The 16,761-nt window shown below is 66.5% G+C and carries 12 protein-coding genes and 1 pseudogene; 6 read left to right on the plus strand and 7 right to left on the minus strand.

Going from position 1 to position 16,761, the window contains the following annotated elements:
* Positions 1-109: 109 nt before the first annotated feature.
* From BLR03_RS00940 to BLR03_RS00950, 3 genes are all read left to right on the plus strand, one after another.
* A complete protein-coding gene (locus BLR03_RS00940; RefSeq protein WP_091248275.1) occupies positions 110-4,960 on the plus strand; it encodes an NAD-glutamate dehydrogenase in 4,851 nt (1,616 codons plus the stop codon).
* Positions 4,961-5,112: 152 nt separating this feature from the next.
* Positions 5,113-5,616: a GNAT family N-acetyltransferase gene (locus BLR03_RS00945; protein ID WP_091248278.1), complete on the plus strand. Its 504-nt coding sequence runs from the start codon at positions 5,113-5,115 to the stop codon at positions 5,614-5,616.
* 46 nt (positions 5,617-5,662) lie between these two features.
* Positions 5,663-6,097, plus strand: coding sequence for an acyl-CoA thioesterase (locus tag BLR03_RS00950; protein WP_091248280.1), 435 nt, complete (start codon positions 5,663-5,665; stop codon positions 6,095-6,097).
* Position 6,098: 1 nt separating this feature from the next.
* Here BLR03_RS00950 and BLR03_RS00955 read toward each other — a convergent pair whose 3' ends face one another.
* The 3 genes from BLR03_RS00955 to BLR03_RS00965 form a co-directional block, all read right to left on the minus strand.
* Positions 6,099-6,491, minus strand: coding sequence for a nuclear transport factor 2 family protein (locus BLR03_RS00955; RefSeq protein ID WP_091248282.1), 393 nt, complete (start codon positions 6,489-6,491; stop codon positions 6,099-6,101).
* A gap of 116 nt (positions 6,492-6,607) precedes the next feature.
* A complete protein-coding gene (locus BLR03_RS00960) occupies positions 6,608-7,798 on the minus strand; it encodes a 4-hydroxybenzoate 3-monooxygenase (protein WP_091248284.1) in 1,191 nt (396 codons plus the stop codon).
* A 93-nt stretch (positions 7,799-7,891) separates the two neighbouring features.
* Positions 7,892-8,671, minus strand: a complete 780-nt coding sequence (locus BLR03_RS00965) for an IclR family transcriptional regulator (RefSeq protein WP_091248287.1) — start codon at positions 8,669-8,671, stop codon at positions 7,892-7,894.
* A gap of 133 nt (positions 8,672-8,804) precedes the next feature.
* On the opposite strand from BLR03_RS00965, the gene BLR03_RS00970 reads away from it, so the two are divergent.
* Positions 8,805-10,040: an MFS transporter gene (locus BLR03_RS00970; protein ID WP_091248289.1), complete on the plus strand. Its 1,236-nt coding sequence runs from the start codon at positions 8,805-8,807 to the stop codon at positions 10,038-10,040.
* Here the strand turns inward: BLR03_RS00970 and BLR03_RS00975 are convergent.
* Positions 10,037-11,119, minus strand: coding sequence for an FUSC family protein (locus BLR03_RS00975; protein WP_091248809.1), 1,083 nt, complete (start codon positions 11,117-11,119; stop codon positions 10,037-10,039). The two genes, BLR03_RS00970 and BLR03_RS00975, sit on opposite strands and share 4 nt — an antisense overlap.
* Before the next feature lie 249 nt (positions 11,120-11,368).
* On the opposite strand from BLR03_RS00975, the gene mscL reads away from it, so the two are divergent.
* On the plus strand, positions 11,369-11,887 hold the full coding sequence (gene mscL / locus BLR03_RS00980) for a large conductance mechanosensitive channel protein MscL (RefSeq protein WP_254788092.1): 519 nt from the start codon (positions 11,369-11,371) through the stop codon (positions 11,885-11,887).
* Between the two features lie 211 nt (positions 11,888-12,098).
* Positions 12,099-12,974, plus strand: a complete 876-nt coding sequence (locus BLR03_RS00985) for an ACT domain-containing protein (RefSeq protein WP_254788093.1) — start codon at positions 12,099-12,101, stop codon at positions 12,972-12,974.
* On the opposite strand, the gene BLR03_RS00990 is transcribed toward BLR03_RS00985, so the two are convergent.
* From BLR03_RS00990 to BLR03_RS24830, 3 genes and pseudogenes are all read right to left on the minus strand, one after another.
* A complete protein-coding gene (locus BLR03_RS00990) occupies positions 12,904-15,630 on the minus strand; it encodes a WecB/TagA/CpsF family glycosyltransferase (protein WP_091248291.1) in 2,727 nt (908 codons plus the stop codon). The two genes, BLR03_RS00985 and BLR03_RS00990, sit on opposite strands and share 71 nt — an antisense overlap.
* Positions 15,631-15,644: 14 nt before the next feature.
* Positions 15,645-16,241, minus strand: a complete 597-nt coding sequence (locus BLR03_RS24825) for an acyltransferase (protein WP_254788116.1) — start codon at positions 16,239-16,241, stop codon at positions 15,645-15,647.
* An 81-nt stretch (positions 16,242-16,322) separates the two neighbouring features.
* Positions 16,323-16,760 (minus strand): annotated as a pseudogene (locus BLR03_RS24830) (VanZ family protein); the annotation flags it as partial.
* Position 16,761: the final 1 nt, after the last annotated feature.

The following is a 16,761-nucleotide window of genomic DNA, read 5'->3' on the forward strand; positions in this document are numbered from 1 at the left end:
GCCCACAAGGGCTGGACTGCACCCCGCAACGCGGCCATGATGAAAGCAGGCGCGGGGACGGAATGGCCGGCAGCATGCGGTTGATCCCGCGCAGTGGAGGCGCAGGCTTATGTCACCCAAATCTGCACATCCGGGGCATGCGCGCGCAAGCATCCCCGACGGCCTCGATGAACAGTTCCTCGCGGAGTACTACGAGCACGTAGCGCCGGAGGACCTCCAAGGCTACAGTCCCGAAAACCTGGCGCAGCGGGCCAGGCGCCATGCCGAACTGGCGGGCAGCCACCGGGCAGGCACGGCCGTCGTCGACGTCCTGAACGAAAGCGATGCCAGCGTCCTGCTGGTGGTTGCCGACGCCATACCGCACCTGATCCATTCGCTCACCGCGGAACTGACGCGGCAAAACGAGTCCATCCGGTTGCTGGTGCATCCCAATTTTCTGGTGCGGCGGGATCCCCGTACCGGCCGCTTGATGGAAGTACGGCACGGGTTGCCGCAGTCCGCACCGACGGGCCGAATCCCGGGCATTCCGGGCGCCGCCGAGATCGCCCAGATCCCGCCGGGATGGTCGTCCGAAACCTGGGTGGCGGCAGAGATAGGCCGCCTGCCGGGGCCGCGGGCCATCGCGGAGCTTACGGATAACGTACGGCGCGTCCTGGCGGACGTCCAATTGGTCGCTGATGACACCCCCGCCATCCACGCCAGCCTCGCGCGCACGGTCGGCTCCCTGGAGCGGCTGCCGGCCGGCACGGCTCCGACTCCGGGGCAGCTCGTGGAGCTGCTGGGCTGGCTGGACCGCGGCAACTTCACGTTCTTGGGTTACAGCGAATATGAATACTCGACGGCGGAGGGCCCGGATGTCGTGACGTTGCGGGCCGGCACGGGGCTGGGCCTGCTCAGGGACGGACGGCCGGAGGCCCGCCAGCCCGTTACGGGGCTCCCCCATACGCAGGTTCTCACGCTCTCCATCTCCGATCTGAGATCGTCCGTCCCCCGCCCGGCTTACCTGGATGAAATCCTCGTCCGGACTTTCGGCAGCGCAGGGACAGCCACGGGAGAAGTGCGGTTTGTGGGCCTCTTCGCTCCGGGCGCCACGGGCCGGTCCGTGCGGCGCATCCCGGTCATCCGGGACAAGGTTCGCGCCATCCAGGAAAACTTCGGCTTCACCGAATCATCCCACCAGGGCAAGCAGCTTCTCACCGTCCTCGAGTGCTTCCCGCTGGACGAGCTGTTCCACCGGGACCTGGCGGAACTTTCCGAGCTGGCCCGTGAGATCCTGCGCCTGCAGGCCCACCACCAGACACGGGTGTTCCTGCACGCTGACAGCTACGGCCGCTTCATGACCGCCCTGGTCTTCCTCCCCCGCCACAGGTACAGCACCGCCGTCCGCCTCCGGATCGAACACGAGCTCAAACAGGCCTTCCAGTCCTCCTCGCTCGAATTTGAAGTCCGGCTGAGTGAATCCCCCATGGCCCGTGTCTTCTTCCGGATCCTGCTGCCCCCCGGCGCGATGCCCGACGTCGATCCCGCCGCACTGGAGCGGAGCATTGTCAGCACAACGCGGACCTGGGCCGAGGGCCTGGACGAATCGCTCCGGGACAGGTTTTCCTCCGCGGAGACCCGCCGGTTGTCAGCACTATGGTCCGCCGCCTTCCCGGCCGGCTACCGGGCTGATTTCGACGTCGAGGACGCCGTTGAAGACATCAGGCGGTTTGAGCAGTTCGATCTCGACGGCACGGGCGGACGGCCGCTGAACGATCCGCAGCTGGCCGTCTATGTCCGTGCCAGCGCGTCCCCGACGCTGGCCGAAGACGCGCGGATCCGCCTCTACCTGACCGCAGCCCATAGCCTGACGCGGATTCTGCCGTTCTTCCACAACCTCGGACTGGAGGTGCTGAACCAGCGTCCCTTCGATGTGGTGCGCGGCAACGACCGGGCTTTGTTCCTCTATGATCTTGGCGTCCGGTATCCGGCCGGTGTGGATCCTGCCCGGACCAGCGGGCTGCTGGGGGATGCCTTCGGAGCTGCCATGCGCGGAGACTCGGAATCGGACCGTTTTGACGGCCTCGTCCTCCGAGAGGGCATCGACTGGCGCCAGGTGGAAATCCTGCGTAGCTATGCCAAGTACCTGCAGCAATTGGGCACCACGACCTCCTACGGATTCATGGCCGACACCCTGCTAACCAATGTCCGGGCAACTCACGGGCTCCTGGCACTGTTCCGGGCCAAGTTTGACCCCGATCTGGAGGCCCCGGACCGGTTAGGGGAGACCGCCGCGGCCCGGAAGGATCTGTTGGCTGCGATCGACGACATTCCGGTCCTCGACGCCGACCGGCTGCTGCGCACCTTCATGAACCTGGTGGAATCCACGCTCCGCACCAACTACTTCCAGGGGAAGCCCCACTTGAGTTTCAAGCTCAATCCCGCCGCCGTCGCGAGTGCGCCGTTTCCCCGGCCCAAATACGAAATCTGGGTGTGCTCGCCCCGCGTGGAAGGGGTCCACCTGCGCTTCGGGGCCCTGGCGCGGGGCGGCCTGCGCTGGTCCGACCGCAGCGAGGATTTCCGCACCGAGGTCCTTGGCCTGGTCAAGGCGCAGAACGTGAAGAACTCCGTGATCGTCCCCACGGGCGCCAAGGGAGGCTTTTATCCCAAACAGTTGCCGGACCCTGCCGCGGACCGCGAGGCCTGGCTGACGGAGGGACTGGAGTGCTACCGGATCTTCGTCCGCGGGCTCCTGGACCTCACCGATAACCTGGTCACCACCGCGCATGGCGAGACAGTGGCGCCTCCCGCGCGGGTGGTGCGGCACGACGTCGACGACTATTACCTCGTCGTGGCGGCGGACAAGGGAACCGCGTCATTTTCCGATGCCGCGAACGCGGTGGCCGAGGAGTACGGTTTCTGGCTGGGCGATGCCTTCGCATCCGGCGGATCCGTGGGGTATGACCATAAACAGATGGGCATCACGGCCCGCGGGGCGTGGGAATCGGTAAAACACCATTTCCGCGAACTGGGGGTGGACTGCCAGGAAGAGGAGTTCACTGTCGCCGGCATCGGCGACATGAGCGGCGACGTCTTTGGGAACGGGATGCTGCTCTCCCGTCACATGCGGCTGGTGGCGGCCTTCGATCACAGGCACATCTTCCTTGACCCGGCGCCGGATGCGGAGGCCTCATGGGAGGAACGGCAGCGGCTCTTTGCCCTCCCCCGCTCATCCTGGGCGGACTACGATCCCTCCCTGATCAGCGAGGGCGGTGGCGTCCACTCCCGCCGGGCCAAGGCCATCAGCATCACGGAACAGGTCAGGAGCTCGCTCGGCCTGGAGCCGGGCATCACGTCCCTGCCGCCCCACGGCGTGCTTCAGGCCATCCTCCGTGCGCCCGTGGACCTGCTGTACAACGGCGGCATCGGCACGTACATCAAGGCCTCCTCGGAGGACAACGCCGGGGTTGGCGACAAGGCGAACGACCCCATCAGGGTCAACGGCAATGAGGTGCGGGCGAAGGTCATCGCCGAGGGCGGGAATCTGGGAATCACGCAGCTCGGACGGATTGAGGCCGCGCTATCCGGCGTCCTGCTAAATACTGATGCGATCGACAACTCAGCCGGCGTGGACTGCTCGGATCATGAGGTGAACATCAAGATCTTCGTGGACCGGATGATCGCGGCGGGAAAGATGCCGACGGCCGAACGCGCCGGCTTCCTGCATTCCCTGACGGACGAAGTGGCCCGTCTTGTCCTGGCCAACAACACGAACCAGAATGTCCTGCTCTTCAACGACCGGCACCTGGTGCGGGAGTGGAGCCCGGGCTTCGAACGGACCATGGACTGGCTCGAGAACGCCACCGACCTCGACCGCAGGCTGGAGGGCCTGCCCAGCAACGAACAACTTCAGGACCGGCTGCGGTCAGGTGAGGGCCTGACCCCGCCGGAGCTGTCGGTGCTGGCCGCCTACGCCAAGATCGAACTGGCGGCGGAGCTCAACGCCAGCGATCTTGCCGACGACCCGTGGTTCCTGCGCGTCCTCCGCGGCTATTTTCCGCGCCAGCTCTCCGGACGCTTCGAAGCAGAGCTGCCGGGCCACCCGTTGCGCCGCCAGATCGTGTGCACCGTCGTGGCCAACGACATGATCAACCTCGGCGGAATCACGTTCGCGTTCCGCGCCATCGAGGAAACGACTGCCACGGCCGCCGCTGTCGCCAGGGCTTTCGTGGTGGCGCGCGAGGCCTATGACCTGCCGTGGATCGTCAACCGGCTGGCCGCACTCCCCGCCGGTTATCCCAACGAACACGTCGCCGAGGCGACCCTGCATATGCGCCGGATCCTCGACCGGGCCACTCGGTGGTACGTGACGCACGACCATCTGGACCAGCCCGTGGCCGCGGCCTTGACCAGGATCATGCCAACCCTGGAACTGCTGCGGACCCGAACCCTGGACTATCTCCGCGGCTCCGACCTGGACCGTGCGCAAGGCAGGCTCGCGCACTGGGACGCCGTGGGGATGCCGCGGGAGCTGGGCCTGCGCGCGTCGGACCTCTTGGAGAGTTTCGGGCTGCTGGACATCTCCCTGATCTCCGAACAGGTGCGCGAACCGATCACCACCATCGCAGACCTGTACTATGCGGTCTTCCAGCGGATCGGGGCCGCGAACCTTCTGCTCAGTATCACCGACCTGCCGCGGCAGAGCCGCTGGGAGGCCCTTGCCCGGGCCGCCCTGCGTGATGATGTGTATTCCGCCGTAGCGGACATGACCATCTCGGTGATGGAGACCACCCAAGACCTTAGTGCCGCAGAGACCGGCACGTCCGATGCCGTGGAGCGCATCGTGGCCTGGGAACGCGGGCATCAGGAGCAGCTGGCGCGGATCAAGGACACCCTCGCGGAAGTGACCAAACCGGGGCAGGTGGATATCGCCTCAATCTCCGTGGCACTGAAACTCCTGCGGACACTAGTGCGACGCTAGGCTGTGCTGTCGCCGGATCCACCAGGACGTCGCCCGAAGCGCTATCTGCACCACAATCCACAGTTCTCCCGACGCTTACCGGAAGGAAACACGGCGGAAACCGCTGGTGCCTAGCCTTGAACTGCATAACCCTTCGGCGAATCGAGGCAGTGATGCAGACCAACCCGCGGCTCAACATCCGTCAGGTCACTTGGGCCAACCCCGTTGGTGCGGACCTGAGGGCCGCCCAGCAGGCAGAACTCGACGCCCGCTTCGGCCGGCCCGACCACGAACCCGGGCCGCCGCCGTCGGAAGTGGACACCGCGGTATTCCTGGTGGCGCACGACAAAGCCTCGGGCCAGCCGGTCGGCTGCGGCGGCCTGCGCATGCTGGACGCGCGCACTGCCGAAATCAAGCGTCTCTACGTTCTGCCCTACACCCGCGGCTCAGGGGTGGCGAGCTCCATCCTCGCGGCCCTCGAAGCCCACGCCCACGCGCTAGGCATCACCACACTGACCGCGGAGGCCGGCTCGGTGCAGACCGACGGGCGGCAGTTCTACGAGAACTCGGGCTTTGTGCCCGTGCCGAACTTTGGACCGTACATCGGGGTCCAACACTCCTACTGCTACGCGAAGCCGATCGATTCGCACAGCGCCGCGCACACCGCCATGGCGTGAGGCGTCACACAACGCCGCCCGGCATGGAGTGGGCTAACCTCGCACTATGGAATCGGCCGACATCACTTTCCGCACCCGCAAATGGGTCCGTCCCGAGGACCTCAACGCCAACGGCACCCTGTTTGGCGGCAGCCTGCTGAAGTGGATCGACGAAGAGGCGGCCATCTACGCCATCCTGCAGTTGGGCAACGGCCGGGCCGTCACGAAGTACATCTCAGAAATCAACTTCGTCAGCTCGGCCGTCCAGGGCGACCTGATCGAAATGGGCCTGACCGCGACCCGCTTCGGCCGGACATCGCTGACCATGCGTGCCGAAGTCCGGAACATGATCACCCGGCAGAGCATCCTCACGATCGAGGAAATCGTCTTCGTGAACCTGAGCCCGTCCGGGAAGCCAGAGCCGCACGGATACACGGAAATCACCTATGACCGGGACCGGATTCCCACGCATCACCTGACCGGAACTCTCGAACAGGACTAGATCAGGTCCAGAAATCGTCGGCTTTGGCCGTGTCCTCGAAGAATTCCCGCCCCTCCGCGATCTGTCCGTCGCGGACCACGAACGTGATGACGGTGGGCATGTCCAGGGTTTTGCCGTTGGCTTCACCGTGCGTTTGCTGGATCGCGACGGTGTGTTTCTCGCCGCCGACGATGTCCTGGACATTGGCTTGGAAGTGACCCTGGGTGCGTGCTCCGAGTTCACCGAAGTACGCCAGGATGGCCTCTCGCCCCTGTTTAGTCCCCGATAGCACGCCGCTTCCGGCAACGTGCCAGACCGCGTCCTCCGCGAACATGTCGCTGAGGGTCGCCATATCTGCTGAGTTGAAGGCCTCGTATCCGCGCCGGACCAGTTCAACATTCTCTGCGGTTCCCATGATCGGGCACCTCTCCGTCATCCTTGTCGGGTCATGCTGGGACGGTTAAAGGCTAGCCCTGGCGCCGTGGCCTGTCGACGGAAATATGAGCCCGCTCCGGAGCCCTGGCGGACGTCCTAGCGGGCGCCGGGCCAGCCGGTGTAGGCCTCCGCGAGGTAGGCGCGGCCGTGGCGGGACGACACCACCGAGTGGAGCTCGCCGAGCTGGCGGGCGCGGGCGAAGTCGTCGGCGTCGGCCGGGGTGTGAAGCATGGAGGTCATCCAGTAGGAGAACTGCTGGGCCTTCCACACCCGGTCCAGGGCACGGTCACTGTAGGCATCCAGGAGCACGGTGGAGCCGGTGGAATAGAAGCTGTCGAATCCCTCGAAGAGGACCCTGACGTCGTTCAGCGCCAGGTTCAGGCCCTTGGCCCCGGTGGGCGGGACGGTGTGCGCGGCGTCGCCGGCGAGGAACAGGTTGCCGTGGCGCATGGGGGCATGGACAAAGCTGCGGAATTTCAGGACCGTTTTGTCGATCACGGGCCCTTCCTTGACCTCGAAGCCGTTGCCGTTGACGCGGCTGCGGAAGGCGTCCCAGATGCGGTCCTCGTCCCAGTTGTTGACGTCCTCGTTGGGGTCGCACTGGAAGTACATCCGCTGGACCGTCTCGGTGCGCTGACTGATCAGAGCGAAGCCGTTCTCGGAGTTGGCGTAGATCAGCTCGTCGGAGCTGCGCGGCGCCTCGGCCAGGATGCCGAACCAGGCGAAGGGGTATTCGTGGAAGTACCACTTGCGCTGTGCCTCGGGGATCTGGAAGCGGCAATGGCTGCGCGAACCGTCCGCACCGGCGATGAAATCGGCCTGGAGCTCATATTCCACACCGTCCGCATCCGTGAACCAGACCTTGGGCTTGGCCTCGATGTCGTGGATAGTGGTGTCCGTGACGCTGTACCGGACGTCCCCGCCGTCGGCCTTCCGGCGTGCGGCGAGGTCCAGGAACACGTCCGTCTGCGGGTAGAGCCAGACCGACTCCCCGACGAGGTCCTGGAAATCGATGCGGTGGCTTTCGCCGTTGAAGCGCAGTTCGATTCCGTCATGGCGGTCGCCGTCGCGCAGCACGCGGTCGGAGACGCCGCTGTCGACGAGCATGTTCACCGAGCCGTGCTCCAGGATCCCGGCACGTACCGTTTCGGAGATCTCCTGGTGGCCGCGGATCTCGAGGACGGTGGATTCGATGCCGGACTTGGCCAGAAGGTGGGAGAGCATGAGCCCGGCCGGGCCGGCCCCCATGATCGCTACCTGGGTGGTGATGACTTTTCGCTGTGCCATGTGCTTCTCGCTTCGTTGCGGGGTCCCTGCGGTCAGGACCTGGGCCGGTTTGGTCGTCTGGCTACCAGTGTGCGCCCCGAGGCGTGATGCGCGTTACAACGATTCCGTTGAATGGAATTCGACACCCTCGCGCGATTCACCAAGCCTGCGCCCGATCCCGCGGGCCGCCGTCTGGAGCGCGGGAACAAGCGCCTGCAGGCGCACTTCGCGGAGGGGGACCACGACGCCGAGGGCCGCCACGGTGCGTTTCCTGCGGTCCAGCACGGGGACGGCGATCCCCCAGGTGTCCGGGTCCACAACGCCGGCCAACTGCGCATAGCCATGGCGGGCTGCTTCGCCCAGGAGAGCGCGGACATCGTCCGCGACCAGCCTGCCGGTCGGGTCGCTGAATCCCGCCAAATATTCGGCCTGGACGGCGCGGGGCTGGTTGGCCATGAGCACCAGACCGGCAGAGGACACGTGGACGGGCATCCGGCCAGCCACCTGCGCACGGTTGGCAACAGATCCCCGGCGGGACAGCCGTTCCACGAAAAGCGCTTCCTCGCCGTCCAGCACGGCGAGGTTCACGTTTTGGTTGAGCACCTGCTGGATGTCCTCCATGAAGGGCAGCGCCGCCTGGCGGAGTTCGAGCGTGGGGGAACTGCGGTTGGCGAGTTCCCAGAGCCGCAGGCCGAGGCTGACCGAGCCGCCGGGGCCGACGTCGAGCAGTCCGTGTCCTGCCAGTTGCCGGACCAGCCTGTGCGCGGTGGTCAGGGGAAGTTCGGCCCGGGCGGCGAGATCCGAGAGTTGCAGTGCCGTGGCACCCTCCGGAAAGGCGGCAATCAGCCGCAGAATCCGGTCCACCACCGAATCGCCGGAGTTCGAATTAGCCACGATACCCCTTCCGTTCAATGGTTTGAAGTGTCCCATACAACACCTGCGAGTGATAGAAATCTCACGATAGGAAAAGTCCGGTCAACGCTGGCCGGACACACGGAACCACGTCAAGAATAGCGCTGAGGTAGCAATGTCAATGTCGTCATTGGGCAACAAATCAAGGTGGCCCGTGTGGCTCTGCTGGCTGGCCATGGTGCTGGACGGCTTTGACCTGGTGGTCCTCGGCACGGTCATCCCGACCCTCATCAAGTCGCATGAACTTGGCTTCGACGCAATCGGGGCGACGTTCGCGGCGACCATCTCCCTGGTTGGTGTGGGGCTCGGTGCGCTCTTCATTTCCCCGCTATCGGACCGCTTCGGCCGGCGGAACCTGCTGGTGGCCTCCGTGACGTGGTTCTCCATCTTTACGATCGCCGTCGTCTTCGCACCGAACGTGGCATGGTTCAGCACGTTCCGGCTGCTCGCCGGCCTCGGACTGGGCGCCTGCCTGCCAGCAGCGCTTGCCTACATGAACGACTACGCGCCTGCCGGGACGGCCGGAAAGTCCACTACCCGGACCATGACCGGATACCACGCCGGCGCCATTGCCACCGCGTTCCTGGCCATTATGGTGATTCCAAGCTGGCGGACCATGTTCGTTGTGGGCGGCCTGGCCGGCTTTGCCTTGGTCCCTTTCCTGTGGTTCAAGCTTCCGGAAACCCTCCCTCCGGTGCACCACGCGGATAATGCGCCGGAGGAAGAGCGTGCCCGCTTCCGGGACCTGGGCCGCAGGCCCTACCCGCTGATCGCAGCCGGCGTGGCCGTGGCCTCGTTCATGGGCCTGCTGCTGGTCTACGGTCTGAACACCTGGCTTCCCCAGCTCATGGCCTCCGCCGGCTATAGCCTGAACGCCGGCCTCGCATTGCTCCTGGTCCTCAATGTCGGCGCAGTGGTGGGCCTCCTGATTGCCGGGGTTCTGGCCGACCGGCACGGCACAAAGAGGATCGTTCTGCTCTGGTTTGGCCTTTCCGCCGTGTTCCTCGCCGCTCTCAGCATCCAGATCCAGAACGAAGTAGTGCTCTACGCCGCTGTCTTTGTCACCGGCGTGTTCGTCTTCAGCTCCCAGGTCCTGGTCTACGCCTGGGTCAGCCAGCTCTTCCCTGCTCGACTGCGTGGCACCGCCCTGGGCTTCGCCGCGGGCGTGGGGCGGCTGGGGGCCATCTTGGGTCCGGCCGTCACGGGCGCGCTGGTCGCCGCCGGCATCGCCTACCCGTGGGGCTTCTACGTTTTCGCCGCCGCCGCCGTCTTGGCTGTTCTCGCCCTCGCTTTCGTGCCGCAGACCATCGCCGTAACGTCGCGCACTGGTGCCGGCGTCGGGCAATCCTAGGAGAGGCGCCCTGGCGCAGCCATCCCGCGACGGCCCCTCAGGCGGCGCCACGCCCCGGGCGCCAGCACGACGGCGATGCCGACGGCGGCACCGATCACGGTCTCCACGATTCTGTCGCGGAGCAGGATGCCGGGCGGCACAGGTGCCACGAGAAGCGTCGAGATCAGGGCCAGCGGCGTGACAAAGACCTGCGCCAGCATGTACTGACGCGCGATGAACATCTCAGCACCGAACTGGCACGCGGCAATGACCAGCACCGTCTGCCACGGCGTCGGCTGCAGCAGCAGGATCCCGGCGAGCAGTACCAGTCCCACGACTGTGCCGGCGATACGCTGGAGGCCGCGGCTCACCCGGTGCCTGGTGGTGTGCCCCACGAGTGGCACGACGGCGGCCACCATCGCCCAGTAATTGTGGCCGACCCCGAGCCATTCGCCGGCGAGGGTTCCCAGCGTTCCGGCCAGGCCCGCCGCCACGAGATAGCCCGCACTTTCCTGCCACGCGGCGCGCTTCTCAGCCGGCGTCCGGCTCACGGGCTTGGCCCTGACCCACGGGGTCCGGCGGCTCCGGGCCAGGCGCGAGGATTGGCCGATCAGCAGGGAGAACGCGACCGTGAGCACAGCCACCAGCATGCACTGCCACAGCGGCGGCTGGTTGGGGATCGACGCGATGGCCGCGAACGCGAAGATGTGGAACAGCGAACCCGAGGGACGCAGGCGCCACATGGCGACGACCAGGGAGCAAGCGCCCGCCACCGCGGTGGTGGCCGCAACCAGGAGCCAGGTGGTGCCTTCGCCCGAAAGCGCAAGGAGCGCGTCCACGCGCGCGGTGAGGGCGGCCAGCAACATCACCAGGAGCATGAGCCCTCCGGCCCGCACTTGGAGCGTCAGCCGCCGGGCGTGCGGTTCATTCCGGCCGTAGATCCCGGTGAAGGCACCGAAGGAGGCGAAGATTGCCAGATCCAGCCGGCCCAGCAGCACCAGGGTGATCAGCGGGACAAAGACGCCCACGGCGCAGCGGAGGGCAACCTGGTGGTCCTTGTTGGCAGGGGCGATGGTGAACATCTCGGCGAACAGCTTCACGGTGCCGGCCTCCATAGGTTGGCGCGCCTTTCGTTGCGGTCTGTATATTACGACGGCGGCACTGGCATCCACCGTGGATTTTACGCCGGACCGTCGCCGCCGCCGCATCGTGACCCGTTGATCGGAATCTGACGGGCACCGGCGAAGTGGTAGCGTCTATCGGTTGAATCAAGCAACTGAATCAAGCAACTGTGAATCAGACAAGCGACTCACGGCAGAGACATCCAGCAACGCACACCGGAGGTTCCCATGCTCAAAGGATTCAAGGATTTCATCCTGCGCGGCAACGTGATCGAGCTGTCCATCGCCGTCGTCGTCGGCACGGCCTTCACAGCCCTGGTCGGTGCCTTCACCGCCAACATCGTGAACCCGATCATCGCGGCGGCCGGCGGCGTCGAGACCCAGGGCCTGGGCTTCCACATCTGGCCCGGCAACGACAAGACCTTCGTCAACATCGGCGCTGTGGTCACCGCCTTCCTGACCTTCCTCATCACCGCCGCGGTGGTGTACTTCATCTTCGTGGCCCCCATGAACCGGATCAACAGGATGGTCAAGAACCGGCTGAGCGCAGCGGAGCCCGAGGAAGAGCCGATCCCGGCCGACACCGCGCTACTGGCCGAGATCCGCGACCTGCTGGCCCGGCTGGCCGGTCCGGAACCCGACAGCGGCAGCGACCGTAACGTGGAGGGCGGCAGGGATCGCAACGGGGATGGCAACCTGGCGGGGACCGTGGACGAGGACAGTCCCCGCCACGTGGCCAGCCGCTAGACGCGTCCTCCCTCAGGCCTGCCGCGGGTCCTTCGGCAGCGGCGGTCCGAAACCGTCACCCGGCGGCAATCCGGCCGAAACAGCGGGCCGGAATCATGGGAGCATGACGCGCTATGCCACTGGCAAAACCCCAGGCAAAACCCCAGGCAAGTCCCCCGGCAAGACCGGGCACCCTGCCTCTTCCGAGTTGAGCTGCGAAGTGTGCGGCCAGATGCCGGAACCGACCAAGACCCGGCTGACCCTGGCGAATATCGCCGTGATGCTTCCGATTGAGTTGCTGGTGCACGCGGCGGTGGTGGGAACGCACCTGCCCTATGTTGCCAAAGTCCTGGTTCTGACAATGACCGCGACCATCCTTGTGATCTGGGTGGCCGAACCCTCGGCGGCCCGGATGCTCCGGGGGTGGCTGCACGCCCCGGCACTGCGCCACCGCAAACGGCTCGTCGCGGCGCCTGCCCTGTGGCGGGCGCGGACCGTCTTGAAGGACAAGCCCGGGTCGCTGCAGAAGCTCACTCAGGCCTTGGCCGGGCTGGACACCAACATTCTCAGTATCCACGTTCACCCCGTGGCCGGCGGCGTGCTGGACGAGTTCGTGCTCTCCGCACCGGGTGAAGTCAGCGAGGCCGATCTGCTCCGAGCGCTGCGGGCCGGCGGCGGGGCGGACCCGCATGTCTGGCCGACCACGGCTCTTGCCATGGCCGACGGCCAAACCGGGGCGCTGAGCCTGGCCGCCCGGATCGCGGCCAGCCCGGAGGAGCTCCCGCTGGCGGTCGCGGAACTGCTGAGGGCCCGGATCATCACGGGACAGGCCTCCGGCAGTGCCGAGGCGCCCGTGGCGGGCGCGGACGGTACGGTCCTGAAGATTCCGACGGCGTGGCACGGGCCCATTACTTTCTTCCGGCCCGGCGAGCCGTTCACGCCGGCCGAATCCGCCCGTGCGCACCGGCTTGCCGAACTCGCTGAGATCCTGGCGCACCGACCGGCGTCGCCGCCTAATCCGCAGCCGCCGGCAGAAGCTAGCCCACGGGAGCTGACGACGGAGGACTGGAATGGAGCGGGCCGGCTCCCCGGACCGGGACTCCAGTAGCCGGAATACCCGTGCCCGGAACACGCGTGATAGGGCGGCCGGAAGCGGAACCGTCATGGGAATCGTGACGGGCGGCAGGCAGGCGGCTACTTTCGTCGCGTTCCCACCCGCCTGCCGGCGCTGCGCCTCGGCGGCCGGCAACCGCGAACCCCACATACACCGCCGCGTTGACGGCGGAGATCGGGCCGCGGATGGACTGCGCCACCTCCTTCAGAGTACCCAGTGCCGTGCCGTGCCGTTTCTCCCTGCTGTTCTGCTGGGCGTTGCCTCGGTAAACCCGGTTCAGCACCGCCAACTGGGCACCAGGGGTGCGCGGGGGGCGCACCACCACAGGTTCCACGTCGAGGACGGCTTTCTCCGACGGTGAGAAAAGACGGTCCACGAAGAGGTCGTCGGCGATCACATTGGGGAACTCCGGAAACCGCTCATGCCCCCGCTCTGAGAGGCCATAGGCGCCCGCCGACCAGAGCCCGCTCCGTGCCGATGGCAGCCGCAGGCGCGTCCCATAGTAAGCGTGAATGAGTGGATGGGCCTCCTCCAGGTCGAACCGGACTGCCGGGCGGGCCGCCAAAAGGCCTCCGGGAGCCAGGGATGCCAGTACGTCCCGAACCGCAGTAGGGGTGATCTGGATGTCCGCATCCAGGTACAGCCTCGGCCACACCGTGGCCGCGGCGTCGCCGGCGTTCAAAGCAGCGGACTTGGAGGCCTGCTCAATCTCCAGCACGGTCACCCCGTCGAATCCGCGGGCAATCTCGGCTGTGTCGTCAACGCAGCCGTTGCAGACCACGAACACGTCGATCACTCCGGCTGCCGCCAACGGAGCCAAAGGCTCCAACGTCCGGGCAATCACCTGGGACTCGTTGTGAGCCGGGATGATCACGGCGCCGTGCGGGAAGTCGTCAACGTGCGCCCCTGTGGTAGGCCCAGGCAGGCCTGCCCAGAGGTGTTCGTTCAGCACTGTCCACAGCACACCCTTGCGGTCCGCCTTCCAGCACCGAAGAGCCTCGGATAGGACCACGGCGCCGTGGAAGGCAGCGGCGTAGGCTGCCGAATGGTACTTGCGGATGTAGCGGACGGAGTTGACCGCAAGCAGTGCATTCAATTCCGGCGCCGCGCCGGACCCCCCACCCACATGGGTCATGGTCGCGGCAGGTTCGTACCAGACGGTTTCCCCCAGCATCCGCAGCCGCCGGAAGAAATCGACCTCCTCCGAATACAGGAAATACGATTCGTCCCACGGCAGGGCGTCTGCCACCGCACGCCGCACCATAAGCGCAGCGCCCGTCGACCACTGAACGGGGTGGGGGTGGGCGTAGCTTTCGGCATCGAAGTCACTCGTGGCGAGCCACGCCGGCCGGTTGCCCGCGCGCCGCCCCAGAAGCGCATCACCGACAGCCCGCGTAATGCTTGGTTCGCGGCGCAGCGTAGGGCTGAGCGCCCCACTGGGATCAAGCAGCCGGGGCACCACGGCGCCAGCCTGTGAGGCCTGCAGCCGAAGCTGCAATGTCTTCAGACTGCCTTCTTCAACGCGCAAGTCGGGGTTGAGCACCAGCACGGTGGCCGCGTCGCCCGCCCGCTGCATGGCGGCGTTGATGCCGGCGGAGTATCCCAGGTTGCCGCCGGTCGAGAAGGCGATGGCGTCCGGGTGACGGCGGCGGACCAGCCCCAGGGTCCCGTCGCTGGAGGAGTTGTCCGCGACCAGCACGCGCAGGGTCAGATCCCGCGTTTCCACGCGCAGGCTGGCCAGCAGTCCGTTGATGTCCCGGGAACTGTTGTAGGTGACGATGACGACCGCGACGTCCGCCAATCCCTCCGGCCCGGTGAAGCGGCCAGGGGTTCGATCGGCTGGCACGCCGCCGGCCGGGTGTTCGGGCAGAGTGGGAGGAAGCGTGCAGGACCGGGTCCGGAGCTTGAGGTACGCGGGAGGCCCGTCGACAAGATAGCGTCCGGCCAAGCGCCGAGGTTCCAAGGCCAGCCGGAAGCCCCATTCCAGTCCGTGGTCGCTCACCCATTGGGGCGCCCGACTCACCCGACCGGCCAGGAAATCAACCGCCGCACCGAAGCCCAGGAGGACGCCCGCGCCGGTGAGCCCTGCGTACCGGTCCATCCAGAGCTCCTGGCGGGGTTTGCCCAGGCCGACAAATAGTATTTGCGCGCCGGAGCTGGCAATGCTGCCGGCGATCCGTTTCGATTCTTCCGCCGAGGCGAGGTCTTCCCGGCACGGCGACCACATCCCCGCGACTCTAAGCCGCGGATGTTCCCGGGCGATTTTGGCCGTCAGGAGCCGGTGGCTCTCGTCCGACCCGCCAAGGAACCCCACGCGGAGGCCCCGGTCTTCCGCGCGGGCCAACAGCGGAGCCGCGAGATCGCTGCCGGCCAGGCGGGGCCAGTGGCGCCTGGTGAGCCTCCGCGACTGGGCAACAAGGGGTGCGCCGTCAAGTAGATAGAGCCAGTCGGCGGTGCTGGCGGGGTCCGCGTGCAGGGTCCCCGCCCAGCGCCCCCCGGTGCCGAAATGATGAAGGTGGTCCAGATTCACCGACGCCACGGCAAGCGGACGGTCACCGGGGACGGCCGCCCTGTCCAGAATGACATCAAGGGCCGCCTCCGGATCCACAAGATCCACGGGGGTGCCGCCTAAAACCACTTTGTCAGCCATAAGTCTTCGCTCCCTCAGGAGATCTTCTCGGGCCGTAGCTGCCCGTTGGATTCGACGTACCGGCGCCCGGTGACCGGGCAGAGCCAGCTTCCGCCGTCGTCCTGCTTCAACGGCTGCCCGGCCTCCCCCACCCAGCCCATCTGGCGTGCCGGCACGCCGGCAACCACAGCGAAGGCCGGTACATCCTTGGTCACGACGGCGCCTGCCGCCACGGTGGCCCACTCGCCGATGCAGACGGGGGCGATGCACACGGCACGGGCGCCGATGGAGGCACCTTTGCCGATGGTGACCCCGACGGCCACCCAGTCGTCCGACCCCTTGAGCGTGCCGTCGGGGGTGATGGCCCTCGGGTGAAGATCATTGGTCAGCACTGCTGCAGGACCGACGAAGACGCCGTCGGCCAGGCGGGCGGGCTCATAGACCAGCGCATAGTTTTGCAGCTTGCAGTTATCCCCGACCTCCACTCCCGGTCCGACGTACGCGCCGCGTCCGATGTTGCAGTTCTTGCCCAGAACCGCGTCCTCGCGGATCTGGGCAAGATGCCAGATGCGGGTGCCCTCACCGATGCTGGCCGTTTCGGCCACGTCTGCTGAGTTGGCCACCGTTGTCATGTCGCTCCTGCCGTCGGGGGTTCCTGGACTGGGCGTTGGCTGAGGTTTCGGTGCCCGAGGCCGGGTGCGCGCCAGCCTGATGATCAGGGCGCCCAGCAACGCGCCGAGGGAGTTGTTGATGACGTCCCGGATGCTGGCCTGGCGCTGACTGAGCAGCAGGAACTGGACAGCTTCAATCGCCGCGGAAGTGAAGAGGCCGGTCAGGGCAGCCAACCACCACTTACGCACCGGCAACAAGAGGGCCAGGAAGAGGCCTAGTGGGATGAAGAGAAGGACGTTGGCCGTGCCCTCCACAACGTGGTAGTCGATTCCCGCTGTCAGTCTGTGCTCCTGCAAAGCCGAGAGAACGTCGTTCAGGAAGCCGGAGAGGGGCCGGTCCACCGGCGTGGGCCAGAAACCGATGCAACCCAGGGCTGCCAGATAGAGGGTCAGCAGCACGAGCACTCCGTGGCGCGCGTTCGGGTGGAGGTTTTGCGGTGCACGCATCACCTGATCTGGGGCTGCAGTGCGGACTCCCATG

It is taken from the genome of Arthrobacter sp. ok909 (genome assembly GCF_900104405.1).
Taxonomy (GTDB): domain Bacteria; phylum Actinomycetota; class Actinomycetes; order Actinomycetales; family Micrococcaceae; genus Arthrobacter; species Arthrobacter humicola.